Consider the following 15,497-nt stretch of genomic DNA (forward strand, 5'->3'; position numbering starts at 1 on the left):
TTTCACCCTTTGTCTGCAAAATCAAAAAGCCTCATAGCATTTTTCGTTGTGATATCACAAATCTCTTCATAACTTTTTCCAAGAATCTCAGCTAATTTCTGTGCTACAAACTTAGTATATGCTGGCTCATTACGCTTGCCTCTAAAAGGATGAGGCGTAAGGTATGGTGCATCAGTTTCTAAAACAATTCTATCAAATGGAATCTTTGGAATAATTTCAACAAGTTTTTTAGCATTTTTAAATGTCAACACTCCTCCAATACCATAATAAAATCGCTCCTTGAGATCCAATAGCAGCGGACTAGCATTATAACAATGCAACACTCCCCCTCTTTTTCCTGCATGTGCGTGCAATAAATCATGCGCATCTTGACTTGCCTCTCTGATGTGTACAATAAGGGGTAAATCAAACTCTTTTGCTAGCGTTATTTGATCGATAAAAACCTCTTTCTGCTTCTTTATATTCTCTTCTTTTGCTGTAGGTTCTTTGGGCAATCTATAGTAATCAAGCCCACACTCTCCAACAGCTACACACTTTGGATGGGTAATATATTTTTTGAGATACTCTTTGTCATACTTATCAATATCATAAGGGTGCACTCCTACTGCAAAAAAGATCTCTTCATACTTTTCACTCAGTTCCACTGCTCGAGGTAAATCAGCTGGATCAGCTCCAGGTATCACCATTTTTACTACACCAGCCTCTTTTGCTCGTGCAATTACCTCATCAACATCTTCATAAAACATTTTATGATCAAGATGGGTATGTGTATCTATTATCAAATACTCTCCTTGAGTAGTTTTTTGGCAAAGTCTTTTGCTTCTTGCGTAATTTTTTCTCCACTTATGATTCTTGCAATCTCTTCAACTCTTTGTTCCTCTTCAATCTCTTTAACACTGCTTTTACCATTTTCTTTTGTTACTAAAAAGTGTTGATCAGCTAGACTTGCAAGTTGTGCTTGATGTGAAATAGCAAAAATTTGATAATTAGAAGAGAGTTTTTTGAGGATCTTTGCTACTGCCATAGACTCTTCACCGCTGATATTTGCATCTATCTCATCGAGTACTAAAATTCCCTTTTTCCCTCCCACATCACTCCAGGCAGCCATAAAAGCAAGTCTTAATCTATTATACTCTCCAGAGCTTATATTTTTAAAATTTACACCATTAAGTAATACTTCTGCTTCATCTGCTCCACTTGCATCAAGGTTTTTATTCTCTATTGCTATAGCTGCTGCAGGGAGTTTGAGTTGATGGAGGTACTCATTGACTCTCTCTTGCACTCTTTTTGCTGCCTCTTTTCGTGCCTTCGTAATAGATGCAGCAATATCTTGCAACTGCTGTTGCAAAGAATCGAGCTCTTTTTGCAAATGCTCCTTTTCAAAACTAATATTTTCTAATGCTTCAAGCTCCTCTTTTTTCTTTTTACGCTGCTCTATTGCCTCTTCAATACTTCCGTATCTTCTTTTTAATGATGAGAGCTCTTCGATTCTGCTTAAAACTGTTTCAATATCTACCTCTTCAAGCTCTTCAAGACGTGTGGCTTCTGCGTAAAAAATATCACGCAATTCATTCATTGTTGCATTAAAAAAGTCGCTGCTTTTGCCTATAAGATCTAGTGCCTCTTGCACTGCACTCTCATATTCAAAAATATTTTCTGCTCGCTGCAAAGCTTGTGCAATTTTTTCTTTTTTGGAGAGTTCTTTTTTTACCTGCATTAACTCTTCATATTCACCCACTTGAGGATTGATACGATCGATTTTTGCAATCTCAAACTCCAAAAACTCTCGCAACTCTTGCGATTTTTGCTCTTTTTGCTCAATCTCTTCTAAATGCTTTTTTGTCTTTATGTAGCGCTGATACAACTCTTGCAAAAGAAGCTTATTTTTTACAAACTCCTCACTCTCTACAAAATCATCTATAATATTTAAAATATTTGTGCTAGCGAAAAAACTCTGATCTTTTTGATTGAGATAAGAAACCATCGGAGAAAAAAGCTCTTGTAAAGACTTTTTCGAGATGCTCTGCTCATTGATAAAATAGCGGCTCTTCTCTTTTTTCATAGAGCGTATAATTACAATATCTTCTTCACTCTCTATACCAAACCTTTCAAGATCCACATTTGCTTGTACAACAATCTCACTCACTTTCGCTTCTGGATTTTTCATGCCAAAAAGAGCCAACAGCGCATTTATAAGAACACTCTTTCCTGCCCCACTGGGCCCCGTAAAAACAATAAGAGAGTTACGAAAACTAAGCACTACCTCTTCAAATCCAAAATGTTCTTTGAGATAAAGCCTCTCAACCAAAACTATATTCCCCATCCAAGTTTTTCGCGAAGCACATTGAAGTAGTTGCGCTCTTTACGATGAATAAGTTTCGCACCAATAGGTGCTTTTTTCACTATTACAATATCTTTTGGTGTAAATTCATACATATCTTGTCCATCAATGACAATGAGAGCCGATTTGCTTTTGGTAGTAATTTTAAACTCAAACTCTGCAGGAAGCACCAATGGACGCTGCGTCAAAGAGTGTGGACAAATAGGTGTGAAGATGAAATCATTTGAAAAAGGATAGACTACAGGTCCACCAGCAGAGAGATTGTATGCAGTAGATCCTGTCGGTGTTGAGATAATAAGTCCATCCCCATAGTAGCTATTCATGAGGCTATCTTCTATGAACACATCGATATATATCATTTTTGAGACAGCTGGCCTAGTGATAACTACATCATTAAATGAGAGGATGCGCTCTTTTTTTCCAAGTATAGCAATTTCTATCATCATACGCGTATCTATGCGAAAATCATTCTTTTTTATTTTTTTTACAAAACTCTCAACATCTTCTGGTTTTATATCTGTCAAAAAACCAAGAGTCCCTACATTGATACCAAGTACAGGTTTATGATATTCATAGCTCCGTCTTGCTACACTAATGAGCGTTCCATCCCCTCCTAAAGAGACAAGAATATCGCATGCCTGACACAACTCATCAAAACTCAAACCATCTTTCTCACCAATTATCTGTGCACTCGATCTATCAATTTTGATAGCAATATCCTCTTTTTCAAAAGCTTTTTTGATACGCTTATACGTATCTTTAAGCTTTTCCCCACCCGGTTTTATGATAATTCCTGCACACTTGATATCCATGGAACACTCTTTTTTTGTCATATTTTAACATATCATACTTTTTAAAGATTAGTTTTTGTATAATTGAGCCAAAAATTTAAAGGAAGAGAGTTTGCGAACACACTACTGCGCTCAACTAAATGAAAACGACGTAGGCAAAGAGGTAGTGCTCTGTGGATGGGCAAATAGCTACCGCGATCATGGAGGAGTCATATTTATAGATTTGCGTGATAAAACTGGGCTTATCCAGCTTGTATGCGATCCCGCTGATAGCAAAGAGGCACATAAAATCGCTACAAGAGTACGAGATGAGTATGTACTTATTGCTAAAGGAAAGGTGCGATTACGCGGTGAGGGGCTTGAAAACCCACGTCTAAAAACTGGTAAAATTGAAGTAGTTGTAGATAAACTTACTATAGAAAATGAGAGTGCACCACTCCCTTTTATAATAGGTGATACAAACGTCAATGAGGAGATTCGTCTTAAATATCGCTATTTAGATCTGCGCACAAAAGAAGCATATGAGACTTTTGAACTTCGCAGCAAAGTAGCAATTGCTGCAAGAAACTTTCTTGATGAAAATGGTTTTTTGGAGGTTGAGACTCCAGTTCTCACAAAATCTACTCCAGAAGGTGCTAGAGACTATCTAGTTCCAAGCAGGCTCTATCCTGGAGAATTTTACGCTCTGCCACAATCACCACAGCTTTTTAAGCAGCTCTTGATGGTAGCAGGATTTGATCGTTATTTTCAAATAGCTAAATGTTTTCGTGACGAAGACTTAAGAGCTGACAGACAGCCTGAATTCACCCAAATCGATGTGGAGATGAGCTTTTGTACTGAAGATGAAGTAATTGCAATTGCTGAAGGGCTCATCAAAGCGATTTTTACAGCAAGTGGCATAGAGGTTCAAACCCCTTTTCGCCGCATGCCATACCATGAAGCAATGGAGAATTACGGTAGCGACAAACCAGATCTTCGCTACGATCTTAAACTTGTCGATGTCATTGATATTTTTGAAGATACTGAGCTCAAAGTCTTTCGCGATATTGCACAATACAAAAAACTTAACCGCATCAAAGCTCTTCCAGTCAAAAATGGCGCTGATACATTGACAAGAAAAGATATAGATGAACTCACCAATTTCGTAGCGAAGTTTGGTGCAAAAGGTCTTGCATGGGTCAAAGTCAAAGAGGATGGAGATCTACAAGGTCCTATTGTGAAGTTTTTAAGTGAAGATGAAAAAAATAGACTTATAGAGCGTTGCGGCGTAGAAGCAGGAGATCTCATCTTCTTTGGTGCAGGTGCTAAAAAAACTGTGCTTGATTATATGGGAAGACTCCGAGCAGAAGTAGCAAAAAAACTTGGACTCATAGATAAAGATAGATATGAGTTTGTATGGATTGTTGATTTTCCAATGTTTGAGATCGAAGAGGGAGAGGTGAAAATCAAAGCACTCCACCACCCCTTTACAATGCCAAAGAATGTAGATAGTGAAGATATCGAAGCGATGACCAGTGAAGCTTACGATATTGTTCTCAATGGTGTAGAACTTGGTGGTGGAAGTATCAGGATTCATAAACCGCAAATTCAAAAGAAAATATTTGAGATCCTTGGAATTAGTGATGAAGAAGCACGTGAGAAATTTGGCTTTTTACTTGATGCACTCCAATATGGTGCACCCCCTCACGGAGGCTTTGCCCTTGGATTTGATAGACTTGTAATGTTACTTACAAAACGTGACAATATTAGAGATGTGATCGCATTTCCTAAAACGCAAAAAGCGCAATGTCTACTCACCCATGCTCCAAGTCCAGTAGACCCAGAGCAGCTTAAAGAACTCCATATAAGGATTAGAGAGCCGAAAAAGGTATGAAACTAAGCGATACAAAAAGCGGTGATATTGTAAAAGTTGTAAGCTTTGAAAATGAGTGTAATGAGATGCAATGCAAGCTTGAAGCTATGGGTTTTCGGCGAGGGGATATTGTTAAAGTATTGCAAAAAAGCTTTTTTGGTCCAATACAGGTAGAAGCAAATGGTACCAAAATTGCACTTTGTCGAGGACAAGCAAAAAAAATTGAAGTAGAAAAAGTAAAGGAGTAAAAGTGAAAAAACTATTTTTAATAATTGGAGCCCCAGGAAGTGGGAAAACTACAGATGCTGAACTTGTAGCAAAAAGAAACAGTGATAAAATCATTCACTACTCTACAGGTGAACTCTTGCGCGCAGAGATTGCCAAAGGAACACCACTTGGCGCTACTATCGCTAGCTATGTAGATAACGGTAAGCTAGTACCTCTTGAAATTGTTATGGATACTATTAAAAATGCAATTTTAAGTAGTGATAAAGACATCATTATCATAGATGGATTTCCTCGAAGCGTAGAGCAGATGGAAGCTCTTGATGCAATGCTTACACAAAGCCCTGATATTACACTCAAAGCTGTCATTGAGATAGTCGTAAGCGAAGAGACAGCAAGAGAACGTGTTCTAGGTAGAGCTAGAGGCGCAGATGATAATGTAGAGGTCTTTAATAATCGTATGAAAGTCTATTTAGAGCCTTTACCAGAGATAGAGAAATTTTATGAAAGCAAGGGACTGCTCAAAAAAATCGATGGTGAGAGAACTATAGAAGAGATTGTAGAAGAGCTAGAGAAGTTCATCCTTGAAAAAGCAAACTCCTAATTTTTATGCAGTTATAATTGGCACAGAAATTCTCAACGGAAGACGTGAAGATAGGCATTTTGCCTTTCTTCGTAACTCGCTCCTTCAAAGGGGCTGGAAACTCAAAGCCTCTTTTGTTATTGAAGATGATCCACTTCTCATAGAAAAGATTTTTACCCTCATAAAAGATGATCCCAAAAGTGTAATGTTTAGTTTCGGTGGTATTGGAGCAACTCCAGATGATTATACAAGAGCAATAGCTGCAAAAGTCTTTGGTGATGGAAAACTCTATATGCATGAAGAGGCAAAGAGGCGTATTATTGATAGATTTGGAAAAGATACTTATCCACACCGTATCAATATGGCAATGCTGCCAAAAGATGCAAAACTCTTAGATAATCCCATTAATAATGTCCCTGGATTTTATCTTCATAAGAGATTTTTCTTTGTTCCAGGTTTTCCACAGATGGCTCACCCAATGGTAGAGCAAGTACTCGATCTCTTCTACCCCAAAGCTCCCAAACTTTATAGACTCACAATATGCGTAGAAGCGAGTGAAAACGATCTTTTAGATATTATGAAAAAGATACCAGAAGATATTGAGTTTTCTTCTTTGCCAGCTATTGAAGATAATCGATATTTTGATGTGATCTCAATTGCTTCTACAGATAAAAAAGAAGCAAAACATTGGATGCAGTTTTTCATCAATGAAGTAGAAAAACGAGGCTTTAGATATAAAAAAGCGGAACGATGCTCATAGTACATCTTCTCATCACACTGGATCTTCCCTATATTACATCTCTCAAAGGAAGACGCAAAATTCTCAACTCTCTCAAAGAGAAACTTAAACACCAAAATATGGCCGTCACCGATGTGAGTGGAGAGTATGCAAAAGAAGCTAGCTTGGCTCTTCTTTTTTTTGCAAAAAATGAAAATGAAGCCCATAAAAAAATTGAAAAAGTACGTAATCTTCTTGATAACTACATGAGTGATATTGAATATACAATTTCTTACGAAATTTTGTAAATATTTACTATAGCAGCTTGCATCCGGGCACCATATAAAATACTACACAGTTCCTCAAAATATACTTTATACTTATCTATAAAATAATGTTACATTATTTGACTTACTTCTCTATTTTTTATACTATCTTATTAGAGTAATTACTCTAAAGGCTTGTAATGGATAAAAAAGAGATAATTTTAGAAACTGCTTTGGCGCTTTTCAATAACTATGATACAAAAACAATCACAACAAATCATATTGCCAAAGAGGCAGGTGTAAGTCCTGGTAATCTCTACTATCACTATAAAAACAAAGAGGAGATAATCTATGAGCTCTATAAGCAAATGATGCAAAAAATAGGCTTTCTCTCTGCTCCTTTGCCTGCATCGTTATGCGAAATGAATACATATTGCCGCTATGTTGCAAATGTTTGGTGGAAATACAGGTTTTTGCGCAAAGAGCTGCTTTTTCTCATGCGCCGTGATCCTTTGTTACAACAGGCTGTCATAAAGGATAACAAAGCGCAATATGAAAAACTGCTAGAACTTATAAAGCATCTTGTCACTAATGGTTGTATCGAGAAAAAAGCGATGCAAATGCATCAGTTTATTGCCCAAACTATCATGCTTTATAGTCAGTTTTGGACACCATTTCTTACTATTATGGGAGAAAAAGAGGATGAAGCAGCAGCTTTACGTATCACCCAAAAGATTAAAAAAATTCTCCAACCCTATCTTACACAAAAAGCAATAGCTAATCTACAACAATGTAAAGGAGTTTAAATGGCATACATAAAATTACCTGAATTTGAACAGATGAGCCCAGCAATCCAGGAAAAAGCTCGCCCTATTCTAGAAAAAACAGGAACACTTGGTGAAATATTCAAACTGCTTGCAGTTGATGAAAATATCTACAACGCTACCGATACAATGGTACAAAATTACCTTATAAAACAGACACATCTGCCCTACTATATCAAAGAAGCAATTGCACTTTTAATTTCAAAAGAGAATAGTTGCAAAATGTGTGTGGATGTGCATAAAAATATTGCAAAAATGCTCGGACTCACCCAGGAGCAAATCGATGAGATTTTGCAAGGAATAGATGCTATGCATACTGATGAAAAAACAAAAAGACTTTTGGAGTTTTGCATTCGTGCATCAAAAAAGGATAACTATAAAATGACACAAGAAGATATCGATGCAATCAAATCGTATGGATGGAGTGATAAAGAGATCCTTGAAGCAGTAGCAATAACAGGCTATTTTAACTATATCAATACACTATCCAATGTCTTTGGACTTGGAAAAGGATAAGAGATGCGATATATAATTACTGGGATATTTCTTTTATCAGTTTATACATTTGGATATTCAAGCAAAGGCATGAACGCATATAAAAAACTTTGTAGCCTCTGCCATGGTCCTGCATTCAAAGGTGCAGCCATGCTCAATAGCGATGAATGGGATGCAATGTTTGCCAATGGTGCAAAAAAACTCCGTACTTTGCACAAAGAGTTTCCAAAGGCTCTAAAAAAGCTCAACTCATCATATTTCAAAAGAAGAGGTAAATATCTCCATAAATTTTTACATAATAATGGTAGAGATTTTGGAGTTGTGCGTAGCTGTGATGGCCTTAACTGCGGATAGGAGAGAGTATGCTTAAATTTATTATTATACTTTTTGTGCCTCTTTTGCTTGCAGCGCAGATTCAATGGCAAAAGGATTTTTCTACTGCACTTGCGGTAGCGAAGAAAAGCAATAAACCACTTATGATTTTTTATGAGAGTAAAAATTGCCACTGGTGTAAAAAAATGGTGCAAGAAACACTACACAACAAAAAGGTAAAAGATCGTATCAATAAAGAGGTCATAGCTGTAAAAATCTGGAAAGAGCGTAATGACTATCCAGCATCTTTTCGTGCTAAATATACGCCAACAACATTTTTCATAACTCCAACTCAAAAACAGATCATAAGACCTGTCCTTGGCTATGTCAATGTCGCATATTTTCTCTCCTATCTCGATGATGTCAAACGAAGAAAAAAACGCTATAAACTTTTCTAAATCTTTCTTTTACTATAATAGTCTGCAAATTTGAAAAGAGGAGAGATAAATGGATCTAAATAAAATAGGATGTGGCGAAAATCCTGATAAAGTACATGCACTCATAGAAATCCCTTACGGTTCAAATATTAAATATGAAGTAGACAAAGAGAGTGGCGCTATATTTGTAGATCGCATTATGTATAGCGCTATGTACTACCCAGCAAATTACGGCTTTGTACCAAATACGCTTGCTGCTGATGGTGATCCAGCAGATATCTTAGTACTTACAGACTACCCTTTGATTCCTGGCAGTGTTATAAAAAGCCGCCTTATTGGCGTTTTGGTGATGGAAGATGAAAGTGGTATGGATGAAAAACTCCTTGCAGTTCCTGTTACAAAAGTAGATCCAACCTATGCAGATATCAATGATATTCATGATCTTCCACAACACACTCTTGATAAAATTAAAAACTTTTTTGAAACATATAAAATACTTGAACCAAATAAATGGGTAAAAGTCAAAGAGTACAAAGGAAAAGACGAAGCTACAAAAATTCTTGAAGAAGCAATACAAAACTACAAAGGCTAAGGGAGTTTTTCTCTTAGCGTCTACTGTTTCTAAAATAGCTCTCAATACCTGCTACAACACCTTCAGCAATAAGATTTTGATAATAAGGGCTCATTAAACGCATTGCTTCAGTGGGATTTGTAATATAACCAACCTCTATTAATATTGCAGGCATCTGTGCTCCAACAAGCACCCAAAATGGTCCAGGCCGCACTCCCCCATCAACCACTTTGTAGCGAGAGCGTACTTTATAAAGGATGTTGCGCTGTATATCGATAGCGAGCTTGTTTGATTCGATTGTTTTTGCTCTGTTGATAAAATCCAAAAAAACGTTTTTACTATAGTAACTAAGATTTTCCATATCAGCTCTATTCTCCAATGCCGCAATACGCTTTGCTCGCTCACTTCTAGCTGGCGAGAGATAGAAAGTCTCAAGCCCTTTCATACTCAGATATTTACTTCTTTTTGGCGCAGCATTGGCGTGAATGGAAATAAAGAGGTGTGCTTTCACCCTATTGGCAAATTTCGTGCGATTACGCAGTGTGACAAAGTAGTCCCCTCTTCTTGTCATATAGACCTTAAATCCAGCATTTTTGAGTTTTTTATAGACACGCTTCGCAATTGCAAGAACAATATCCTTCTCTTTTTTCCGTTTATATCCAATAGCTCCGCTATCTTTTCCCCCATGTCCTGGATCAATAACAATAACCTTTTTAGAATTTTCTACACTTTGTGGGACAGCTTTTGGTAAATCTTTTTTACGTACCACTTGCTTTAATGTACTCTTTTTGCCAAGATAGATGGAGAGTCTATTTCCTTTAATTTTGTAATTAGTTCCAAAAGGGCGGGAATGTTCAAAAACAATGCGGATTTTTTTTGGAGTAAATTGGGCAATTTTAAGATATTTAACACTTTTGAGTCTATATGTTTTACTCTTAAATCCTAGTCTTCCTTCTATATCATAAATAATTTTATAGGAATTTTTTCTCTTCAATGTAGAAGTTGATATCCAAGAACTTTTTACGGGAGAATCGAAAAAGAAATCTACATATCCTCTTCGCAAGACAACTTTTACCAATCTATTCTTAAGGAGTTTAACACTTTTCTTTGTATACTTCTTTTTTTTATGTACTTTGGTACTGCTTTTTTTATTGCCAATGAGAGTATAGAGTTCGCTATCATATTCATTATGCGCAAGACCCAGTTTTTTAGAGCACTTTATAAGTCCCTGAAGCGCTTTGATACGTAGATTTTTGTCATCATCTATCATAGACTTTATATACAAAGACTTGAATCTATTCAAGCCTTTGAGATTTTTGTCTTTATTATTTAAAGAGCAGTAGTAGTCAGCTTCTTTGATATTATTTACAACAGAAGCATGAAGGAAGGTAGTTAAAAATAGTACAAAAAGAAAAAATCTAATAATCACTCTCCCTCTACAAGCCGTTGCATCAACTCTTTGACACTGAGTAGTTCATTCAGGCGATATCCGTTTGCACCGCTAAAATAGAGACCTAGCTCTTCATCCCCTCTATATGCATCACTGAGTCTATCAGCTATACAGTACCCTACCTCTTTTGCTTCCACACCTCTGTGACATGGTGCAACGCAGTTACTTATGCATTTAATAGCAGGGCCTTCACGCTTTTCAACAAGCTCAATGAGTTTTGTACGCACACCTCTTGCCGGATATCCTACAGGAGATTTGAGTAAGATGATATCCTCTTTTTTTGATTGCAAAAGAATTTTCTTGAATGTGTCACTGGCATCACACTCATATGTACCGATAAAACGTGTACCTATTTGTACTCCAGCAGCACCCATATCAAGATACTTTTTAATATCGTTATGATCCCATATGCCACCTGCAGCTATGACTGGTATCTCTCCCCATTTTTTCGCTTCTTCAATGACTTGAGGAACAATATTTTCCAGCTGAAACTCTTCCATAAAACACTGCTCATAGGTAAAGCCTTGATGTCCTCCACTTAAGGGCCCCTCAACTATAACTGCATCAGGAATTTTATTGTATCTTGTAGTCCATCGTTTACAGATGATCTTCAATGCTTTTGCACTAGACACTATAGGCACAAGAGCAACATCTGGAAAGTCTCTCGTAAACTCAGGCATATTAGTGGGAAGTCCAGCACCAGTTATGATAATATTGGCGCCAGCTTCGCAAGAGTCTCTCACCACTCGACCATAGTCATTGATAGCGTAGAGAACATTTGCACCCAGTGGAGCATCACCACAAATTTTTCTTGCATTTTCAAATATTTTAAAAAGCGCCTTTTTGGAGTAGAAATTTGCTGTCTCCAAAGGCCGTCCAGCCACCTCTTTTTCAATATATTTTTTATTTTGATAGTAGCCTGTACCTACAGAGCTTATAACTCCCAATCCACCCTCTTTACTCACATTGCCAGCAAGCTTGTCCCAGCTTATTCCTACACCCATTCCACCCTGGATGATAGGATATTTAATGGTGTATTTTCCAATTTTTAATGATGGCAAGCCCATTATAGCACCTTCAATTTCGCAAATTTACGTTTTCCTACCTGTGCAATATACTCTCCGCTTTGTAGTTGTAAATCTTTATCTTGCACTTTTTCTTTATCTAAACGCACTGCACCAGCTTGGATATCGCGGCGTGCCTGCGAAGTAGATGGCTCAAGCCCTGCTTCAACAAGCGCTTTGGCTATCCATATTGGACCTTGCAACGTAACCTCTTTGAGATCTGTTGGGATATCCTTTTGTTTATGTATTTTATCAAATTCAGCTTTTGCAGCCTCAGCAGCTTCGCTGTTATGGTAGCGAGCAACAATCTCCATCGCTAAAAGCTCTTTCGCTGCTTTTGGATGGATTTCTCCTTTAGATACTCCCTCTTTGAGTGCTTTTATCTCTTCAAGACTCTTACTACTCAAAAGCTCATAGTAGCGCCACATCAACTCATCTGAAATGCTAAGAAGCTTTGCAAACATGGTATTTGGATCTTCAGTGACACCTATATAGTTACCAAGAGATTTACTCATCTTTTGTACACCATCAAGACCTTCTAAAATAGGCATCATTAAGACTGCTTGCTCTTTTACTATACCATAACTTCTTTGCAGGTGACGTCCCATGAGAAGATTAAATTTCTGATCTGTTCCACCAATTTCTATATCACTTTTAAGATGTACACTATCATACCCTTGCAAAAGAGGATAGATAAATTCACTGATTGCAATAGGCTTATTGGATTTAAAACGTTTTTCAAAATCGTCACGCTCTAACATTCTTGCTACGCTAAAAAGAGTAGTTAGCTCCACAAGTCCACTAGCTCCCAAAGCATCAAGCCATTTAGAATTAAAAACGACCTCTGTTTTTGCTGGATCGAGCACTTTAAATACCTGCTCTTTGTAGCTCGTTGCATTTTTGAGCACAGTTTCGCGATCAAGTTTTTTTCTTGTTTCACTCTTTCCTGTAGGATCACCTATCATTGCTGTAAAATCACCTATGATAAACTGCACTATACCGCCATATTTTTGAAAGGTTGCTAGTTTTTGCAAAAGTACTGTATGGCCTAAATGGAGATCTGGTGCAGTAGGATCAAAACCTGCTTTAACATAGTACTCTTTTCCAGAATTAAAATACTCTTTGAGAAGCTCTACAATTTTTTCTTCATCAATAATTTCTGCTGTACCTCTTTTGATTTCAGCCAGCGCTTCTTGAATCATCCATACTCCTATCTATTATATGCATCACTCGATTTTATAAATTCTAATATTTTAACTTTTGAAGCTATTTTTTTCCTTAAAACCTCGCTATCGCTAATATTTGATTCAAACTCCATCTCACACATATTAGTCTGCTCTACATTTTTACCCAGCTCTATGGAGATAATATTTATATCTATTTTTGATAAATATTGCAAGAACTGCGCAAGCGCACCTTTGCGATCAGGAAGAAGGGCTATAAGTTTATAGTGAGGCAATGAGTCCTCTTTCCACTCAATATAGAGCATTGGGACTCCCTCATCTATGAGTTTTTGAGCTTTGTGGCACATTTTGTGATGTACGATAGCTTTGTTTCCCTCTTTAAAAGCAACTATCTCATCACCCCTTTTTGGATGGCAGCAGTAATCAAACTCCACACTATTTATAGAATAGCTTGTATATATCACAAAATTTTCAAGCTCTTTTGGCTCCAGTTTCACATGCTTTGGAGCAAGGAGATAAAGCATACCTTTTTTCTTTCTATATTCACTGAGGTATCTATTTTTAATCTCTTTGAGGTAATTAATCTCGGTTGCAATGCGGTGTAGCTGAGGAGTAAGATCATGCTCTTCTATCCACTCTTTTATTTGCTTAGGATCTGTTCTTAGCTCACTTGCCAAAATATTAATAGCTGCTTTTGCATTTATCTCTTTGAATTTTTGACGGCATAGAATGCGCATCTGCTCTTTTGCTTTAGAGGTTTTTACTGCATCTATCCAGCTACAGCGCAGTATTGGCTCTTTTGCCGTTTCGATTCTAACAATATCTCCATTTTTAAGTTCACTGAGCAGCGTACTACGCTGCTTATTGATATAAGCAGCTTTTGCTCTGTTACCAATATCAGTATGCACAGCATAGGCAAAATCAAGAGCAACTGCGCCTCGTGGGAGGGTAAAAACATCGCCTTTTGGGGAGAAGACTGAGATATCTTCACTAAAAAGATCATTTTTTACAAGCTCATAAAACTCTTCAATATTTTCATTTTGGTACTGGAGGTTCTCAAGCCAAGCAAGATTGACGCCAACATCACCAATTTTATATTTCCAATGTGCTGCTACTCCAAACTCTGCAGTATGGTGCATTTTGAATGTGCGAATCTGCACTTCAAATATTGAAGAGTTGTCAAAAACAGTCGTATGGATAGTTTGGTAGCCATTCTCTTTTGGTACAGCAATATAGTCTTTGAAGCGCATCACTAAAGGCTTGAAATTTGTATGAATAATGCCAAGAACTTTATAGCAAGCAAGTTTCTCTTTTACTAGAATACGAATAGCAAGAAGATCTAGTACCTCTTCGATAGAGATACCTTTGCGCTGCATTTTGAGATAAATTGAGTAGTAGTGCTTGATACGCGAAAGTATTTCAAAATCGTCAATGCGAAAGCCGTTTTGCACCATTTTCTTTTTGACAACATCAATAAACTCATTGAGTTTCATCTGTAGCTCTAGTTTATGAGAACGAATAAACTCATCAATACGTTGATACTCTTGAGGAAAAAGATAGTAAAAGCTGAGATCTTCAAGGTAGTTTTTTATAGATGCAATACCAAGCCTATGGGCTATCGGAGCATAAACTACAAGAGTCTCTTCAGCAATTCTTTTCTGTTTTGCTGCTGGAAGAGCATCAAGAGTGAGCATATTGTGGAGTCTATCACAAAGTTTTACAATAAGAACTCGCACATCTTCAATAGAGGCTATGAGCATTTTACGAAATGAGAGTGCTGAAGTAATGAGCTTTTCTTTAGAGCTTGAAGGGATAAGCTCTTCACTACGAATTGCAACGATTTTTGTAAGCCCCTCCACAAGGCTTGCCACATCTTTGCCAAAAAGTTCTTCAATCTCTTCTATGCAATGAGATGTATCTTCTACTACATCATGTAAAAGTGCACTTATAATCATCGTCTCATCATTGGTAACAAAAGCGGTGATAGCAGCTACTAAAATGGGATGAATAATATAAGGCTCTCCACTTTTACGGTACTGCCCCTCGTGAGCATCTTTTGCAAACTGGAGAGCTTTTTGAATTTTTTTCGTAGGTGGATAGAGGGTGAAGAGGAGCTTTTGTGCTTCTTCAACACTCTTTATATTCTTAATCTTATCGATAAGCTCTTTCATTTACGAGGATTTTTTGACCTCGATACTAATTTTACCCTCTGCTATCTCCATAATAGCTATGTCAGTATATTTAAATTTTTTAGGATCTACATCTACCATTGGAGGATTCCCTAAAGCAAGCTCTTTAGCTCTTTTGGCTACTGCAAGGGAGAGGAGGTATCTATCAAATCCAACATTTTCCAATGCTTTTGCAGCTATCTGTTCAAGTCTCAT

The 15,497-nt window shown here is 37.1% G+C and carries 18 protein-coding genes; 10 read left to right on the forward strand and 8 right to left on the reverse strand.

The genetic code is table 11. From position 1 onward, the window contains the following. Positions 1-2: 2 nt before the first annotated feature. The 3 genes from NITER_RS03955 to NITER_RS03965 are packed head-to-tail and all read right to left on the reverse strand — an operon-like array spanning position 3 to position 3,153. Entirely contained in the window at positions 3-782 is a 780-nt protein-coding gene (locus NITER_RS03955) for a TatD family hydrolase (protein WP_084275772.1), read from the reverse strand. Then, positions 779-2,308 carry an AAA family ATPase gene (locus NITER_RS03960; RefSeq protein ID WP_281848033.1) on the reverse strand — a complete coding sequence of 510 codons (1,530 nt, stop codon included), beginning with the start codon at positions 2,306-2,308 and terminating at the stop codon, positions 779-781. The genes NITER_RS03955 and NITER_RS03960 overlap by 4 nt, the downstream gene beginning before the upstream one ends. 2 nt (positions 2,309-2,310) lie before the next feature. Continuing rightward, on the reverse strand, positions 2,311-3,153 hold the full coding sequence (locus NITER_RS03965) for an NAD(+)/NADH kinase (RefSeq protein ID WP_084275770.1): 843 nt from the start codon (positions 3,151-3,153) through the stop codon (positions 2,311-2,313). Positions 3,154-3,244: 91 nt separating this feature from the next. On the opposite strand from NITER_RS03965, the gene aspS reads away from it, so the two are divergent. The 10 genes from aspS (at position 3,245) to ppa (ending at position 9,436) form a co-directional block, all read left to right on the forward strand. Continuing rightward, positions 3,245-5,005: an aspartate--tRNA ligase gene (gene aspS, locus NITER_RS03970; RefSeq protein WP_084275769.1), complete on the forward strand. Its 1,761-nt coding sequence runs from the start codon at positions 3,245-3,247 to the stop codon at positions 5,003-5,005. Further along, positions 5,002-5,232, forward strand: a complete 231-nt coding sequence (locus NITER_RS03975) for a FeoA family protein (protein WP_084275768.1) — start codon at positions 5,002-5,004, stop codon at positions 5,230-5,232. The genes aspS and NITER_RS03975 overlap by 4 nt, the downstream gene beginning before the upstream one ends. 2 nt (positions 5,233-5,234) lie before the next feature. Continuing rightward, the gene (locus tag NITER_RS03980) at positions 5,235-5,813 is read left to right on the forward strand and encodes an adenylate kinase (RefSeq protein ID WP_084275767.1); all 579 of its coding nucleotides are present in this window, start codon (positions 5,235-5,237) and stop codon (positions 5,811-5,813) included. After that, positions 5,794-6,552 carry a competence/damage-inducible protein A gene (locus tag NITER_RS03985; protein WP_084275766.1) on the forward strand — a complete coding sequence of 253 codons (759 nt, stop codon included), beginning with the start codon at positions 5,794-5,796 and terminating at the stop codon, positions 6,550-6,552. Before NITER_RS03980 ends, NITER_RS03985 begins: the two co-directional genes overlap by 20 nt. Next, positions 6,543-6,818, forward strand: coding sequence for a DUF503 family protein (locus NITER_RS03990; protein ID WP_084275765.1), 276 nt, complete (start codon positions 6,543-6,545; stop codon positions 6,816-6,818). The genes NITER_RS03985 and NITER_RS03990 overlap by 10 nt, the downstream gene beginning before the upstream one ends. Positions 6,819-6,976: 158 nt before the next feature. Then, positions 6,977-7,582 carry a TetR/AcrR family transcriptional regulator gene (locus NITER_RS03995; RefSeq protein WP_084275764.1) on the forward strand — a complete coding sequence of 202 codons (606 nt, stop codon included), beginning with the start codon at positions 6,977-6,979 and terminating at the stop codon, positions 7,580-7,582. After that, positions 7,583-8,116 (forward strand): carboxymuconolactone decarboxylase family protein, encoded by a 534-nt coding sequence (locus NITER_RS04000; RefSeq protein WP_084275763.1) that lies wholly within the window; start codon positions 7,583-7,585, stop codon positions 8,114-8,116. 3 nt (positions 8,117-8,119) lie between these two features. After that, complete coding sequence (locus NITER_RS04005) at positions 8,120-8,449, forward strand: hypothetical protein (RefSeq protein WP_084275762.1); 330 nt, start codon at positions 8,120-8,122, stop codon at positions 8,447-8,449. Positions 8,450-8,457: 8 nt separating this feature from the next. Further along, complete coding sequence (locus NITER_RS04010) at positions 8,458-8,865, forward strand: thioredoxin family protein (protein WP_084275761.1); 408 nt, start codon at positions 8,458-8,460, stop codon at positions 8,863-8,865. Positions 8,866-8,914: 49 nt separating this feature from the next. Then, positions 8,915-9,436 carry an inorganic diphosphatase gene (gene ppa, locus NITER_RS04015; protein ID WP_084275760.1) on the forward strand — a complete coding sequence of 174 codons (522 nt, stop codon included), beginning with the start codon at positions 8,915-8,917 and terminating at the stop codon, positions 9,434-9,436. A 13-nt stretch (positions 9,437-9,449) separates the two neighbouring features. Here ppa and NITER_RS04020 read toward each other — a convergent pair whose 3' ends face one another. The 5 genes from NITER_RS04020 to NITER_RS04040 are packed head-to-tail and all read right to left on the reverse strand — an operon-like array spanning position 9,450 to position 15,497. After that, positions 9,450-10,844, reverse strand: a complete 1,395-nt coding sequence (locus NITER_RS04020; RefSeq protein WP_143779640.1) for an N-acetylmuramoyl-L-alanine amidase family protein — start codon at positions 10,842-10,844, stop codon at positions 9,450-9,452. Then, the gene (locus NITER_RS04025) at positions 10,841-11,932 is read right to left on the reverse strand and encodes a nitronate monooxygenase (protein ID WP_084275759.1); all 1,092 of its coding nucleotides are present in this window, start codon (positions 11,930-11,932) and stop codon (positions 10,841-10,843) included. Before NITER_RS04025 ends, NITER_RS04020 begins: the two co-directional genes overlap by 4 nt. Next, complete coding sequence (gene tyrS / locus NITER_RS04030; protein ID WP_084275758.1) at positions 11,932-13,131, reverse strand: tyrosine--tRNA ligase; 1,200 nt, start codon at positions 13,129-13,131, stop codon at positions 11,932-11,934. The genes NITER_RS04025 and tyrS overlap by 1 nt, the downstream gene beginning before the upstream one ends. A gap of 8 nt (positions 13,132-13,139) precedes the next feature. Next, entirely contained in the window at positions 13,140-15,284 is a 2,145-nt protein-coding gene (locus NITER_RS04035) for a RelA/SpoT family protein (RefSeq protein WP_084275757.1), read from the reverse strand. Continuing rightward, positions 15,285-15,497, reverse strand: a complete 213-nt coding sequence (locus NITER_RS04040) for a DNA-directed RNA polymerase subunit omega (RefSeq protein WP_084275756.1) — start codon at positions 15,495-15,497, stop codon at positions 15,285-15,287.

The organism is Nitratiruptor tergarcus DSM 16512 (assembly GCF_027946175.1).
GTDB classification, from domain to species: Bacteria; Campylobacterota; Campylobacteria; order Campylobacterales; family Nitratiruptoraceae; genus Nitratiruptor; species Nitratiruptor tergarcus.

What these genes read in the sequence shown, in the direction of transcription:
- NITER_RS03995 (WP_084275764.1), top strand. Translation starts at nt 6,977, where the DNA reads ATGGATAAAAAAGAGATAATTTTAGAAACTGCTTTGGCGCTTTTCAAT.
- NITER_RS04025 (WP_084275759.1), bottom strand. Translation starts at nt 11,932, where the DNA reads ATGGGCTTGCCATCATTAAAAATTGGAAAATACACCATTAAATATCCT.
- ppa (WP_084275760.1), top strand. Translation starts at nt 8,915, where the DNA reads ATGGATCTAAATAAAATAGGATGTGGCGAAAATCCTGATAAAGTACAT.
- NITER_RS04010 (WP_084275761.1), top strand. Translation starts at nt 8,458, where the DNA reads ATGCTTAAATTTATTATTATACTTTTTGTGCCTCTTTTGCTTGCAGCG.
- NITER_RS04000 (WP_084275763.1), top strand. Translation starts at nt 7,583, where the DNA reads ATGGCATACATAAAATTACCTGAATTTGAACAGATGAGCCCAGCAATC.
- NITER_RS04040 (WP_084275756.1), bottom strand. Translation starts at nt 15,497, where the DNA reads ATGAGACTTGAACAGATAGCTGCAAAAGCATTGGAAAATGTTGGATTT.
- NITER_RS03975 (WP_084275768.1), top strand. Translation starts at nt 5,002, where the DNA reads ATGAAACTAAGCGATACAAAAAGCGGTGATATTGTAAAAGTTGTAAGC.
- NITER_RS03990 (WP_084275765.1), top strand. Translation starts at nt 6,543, where the DNA reads ATGCTCATAGTACATCTTCTCATCACACTGGATCTTCCCTATATTACA.
- NITER_RS04035 (WP_084275757.1), bottom strand. Translation starts at nt 15,284, where the DNA reads ATGAAAGAGCTTATCGATAAGATTAAGAATATAAAGAGTGTTGAAGAA.
- NITER_RS04005 (WP_084275762.1), top strand. Translation starts at nt 8,120, where the DNA reads ATGCGATATATAATTACTGGGATATTTCTTTTATCAGTTTATACATTT.
- NITER_RS03965 (WP_084275770.1), bottom strand. Translation starts at nt 3,153, where the DNA reads ATGGATATCAAGTGTGCAGGAATTATCATAAAACCGGGTGGGGAAAAG.
- tyrS (WP_084275758.1), bottom strand. Translation starts at nt 13,131, where the DNA reads ATGATTCAAGAAGCGCTGGCTGAAATCAAAAGAGGTACAGCAGAAATT.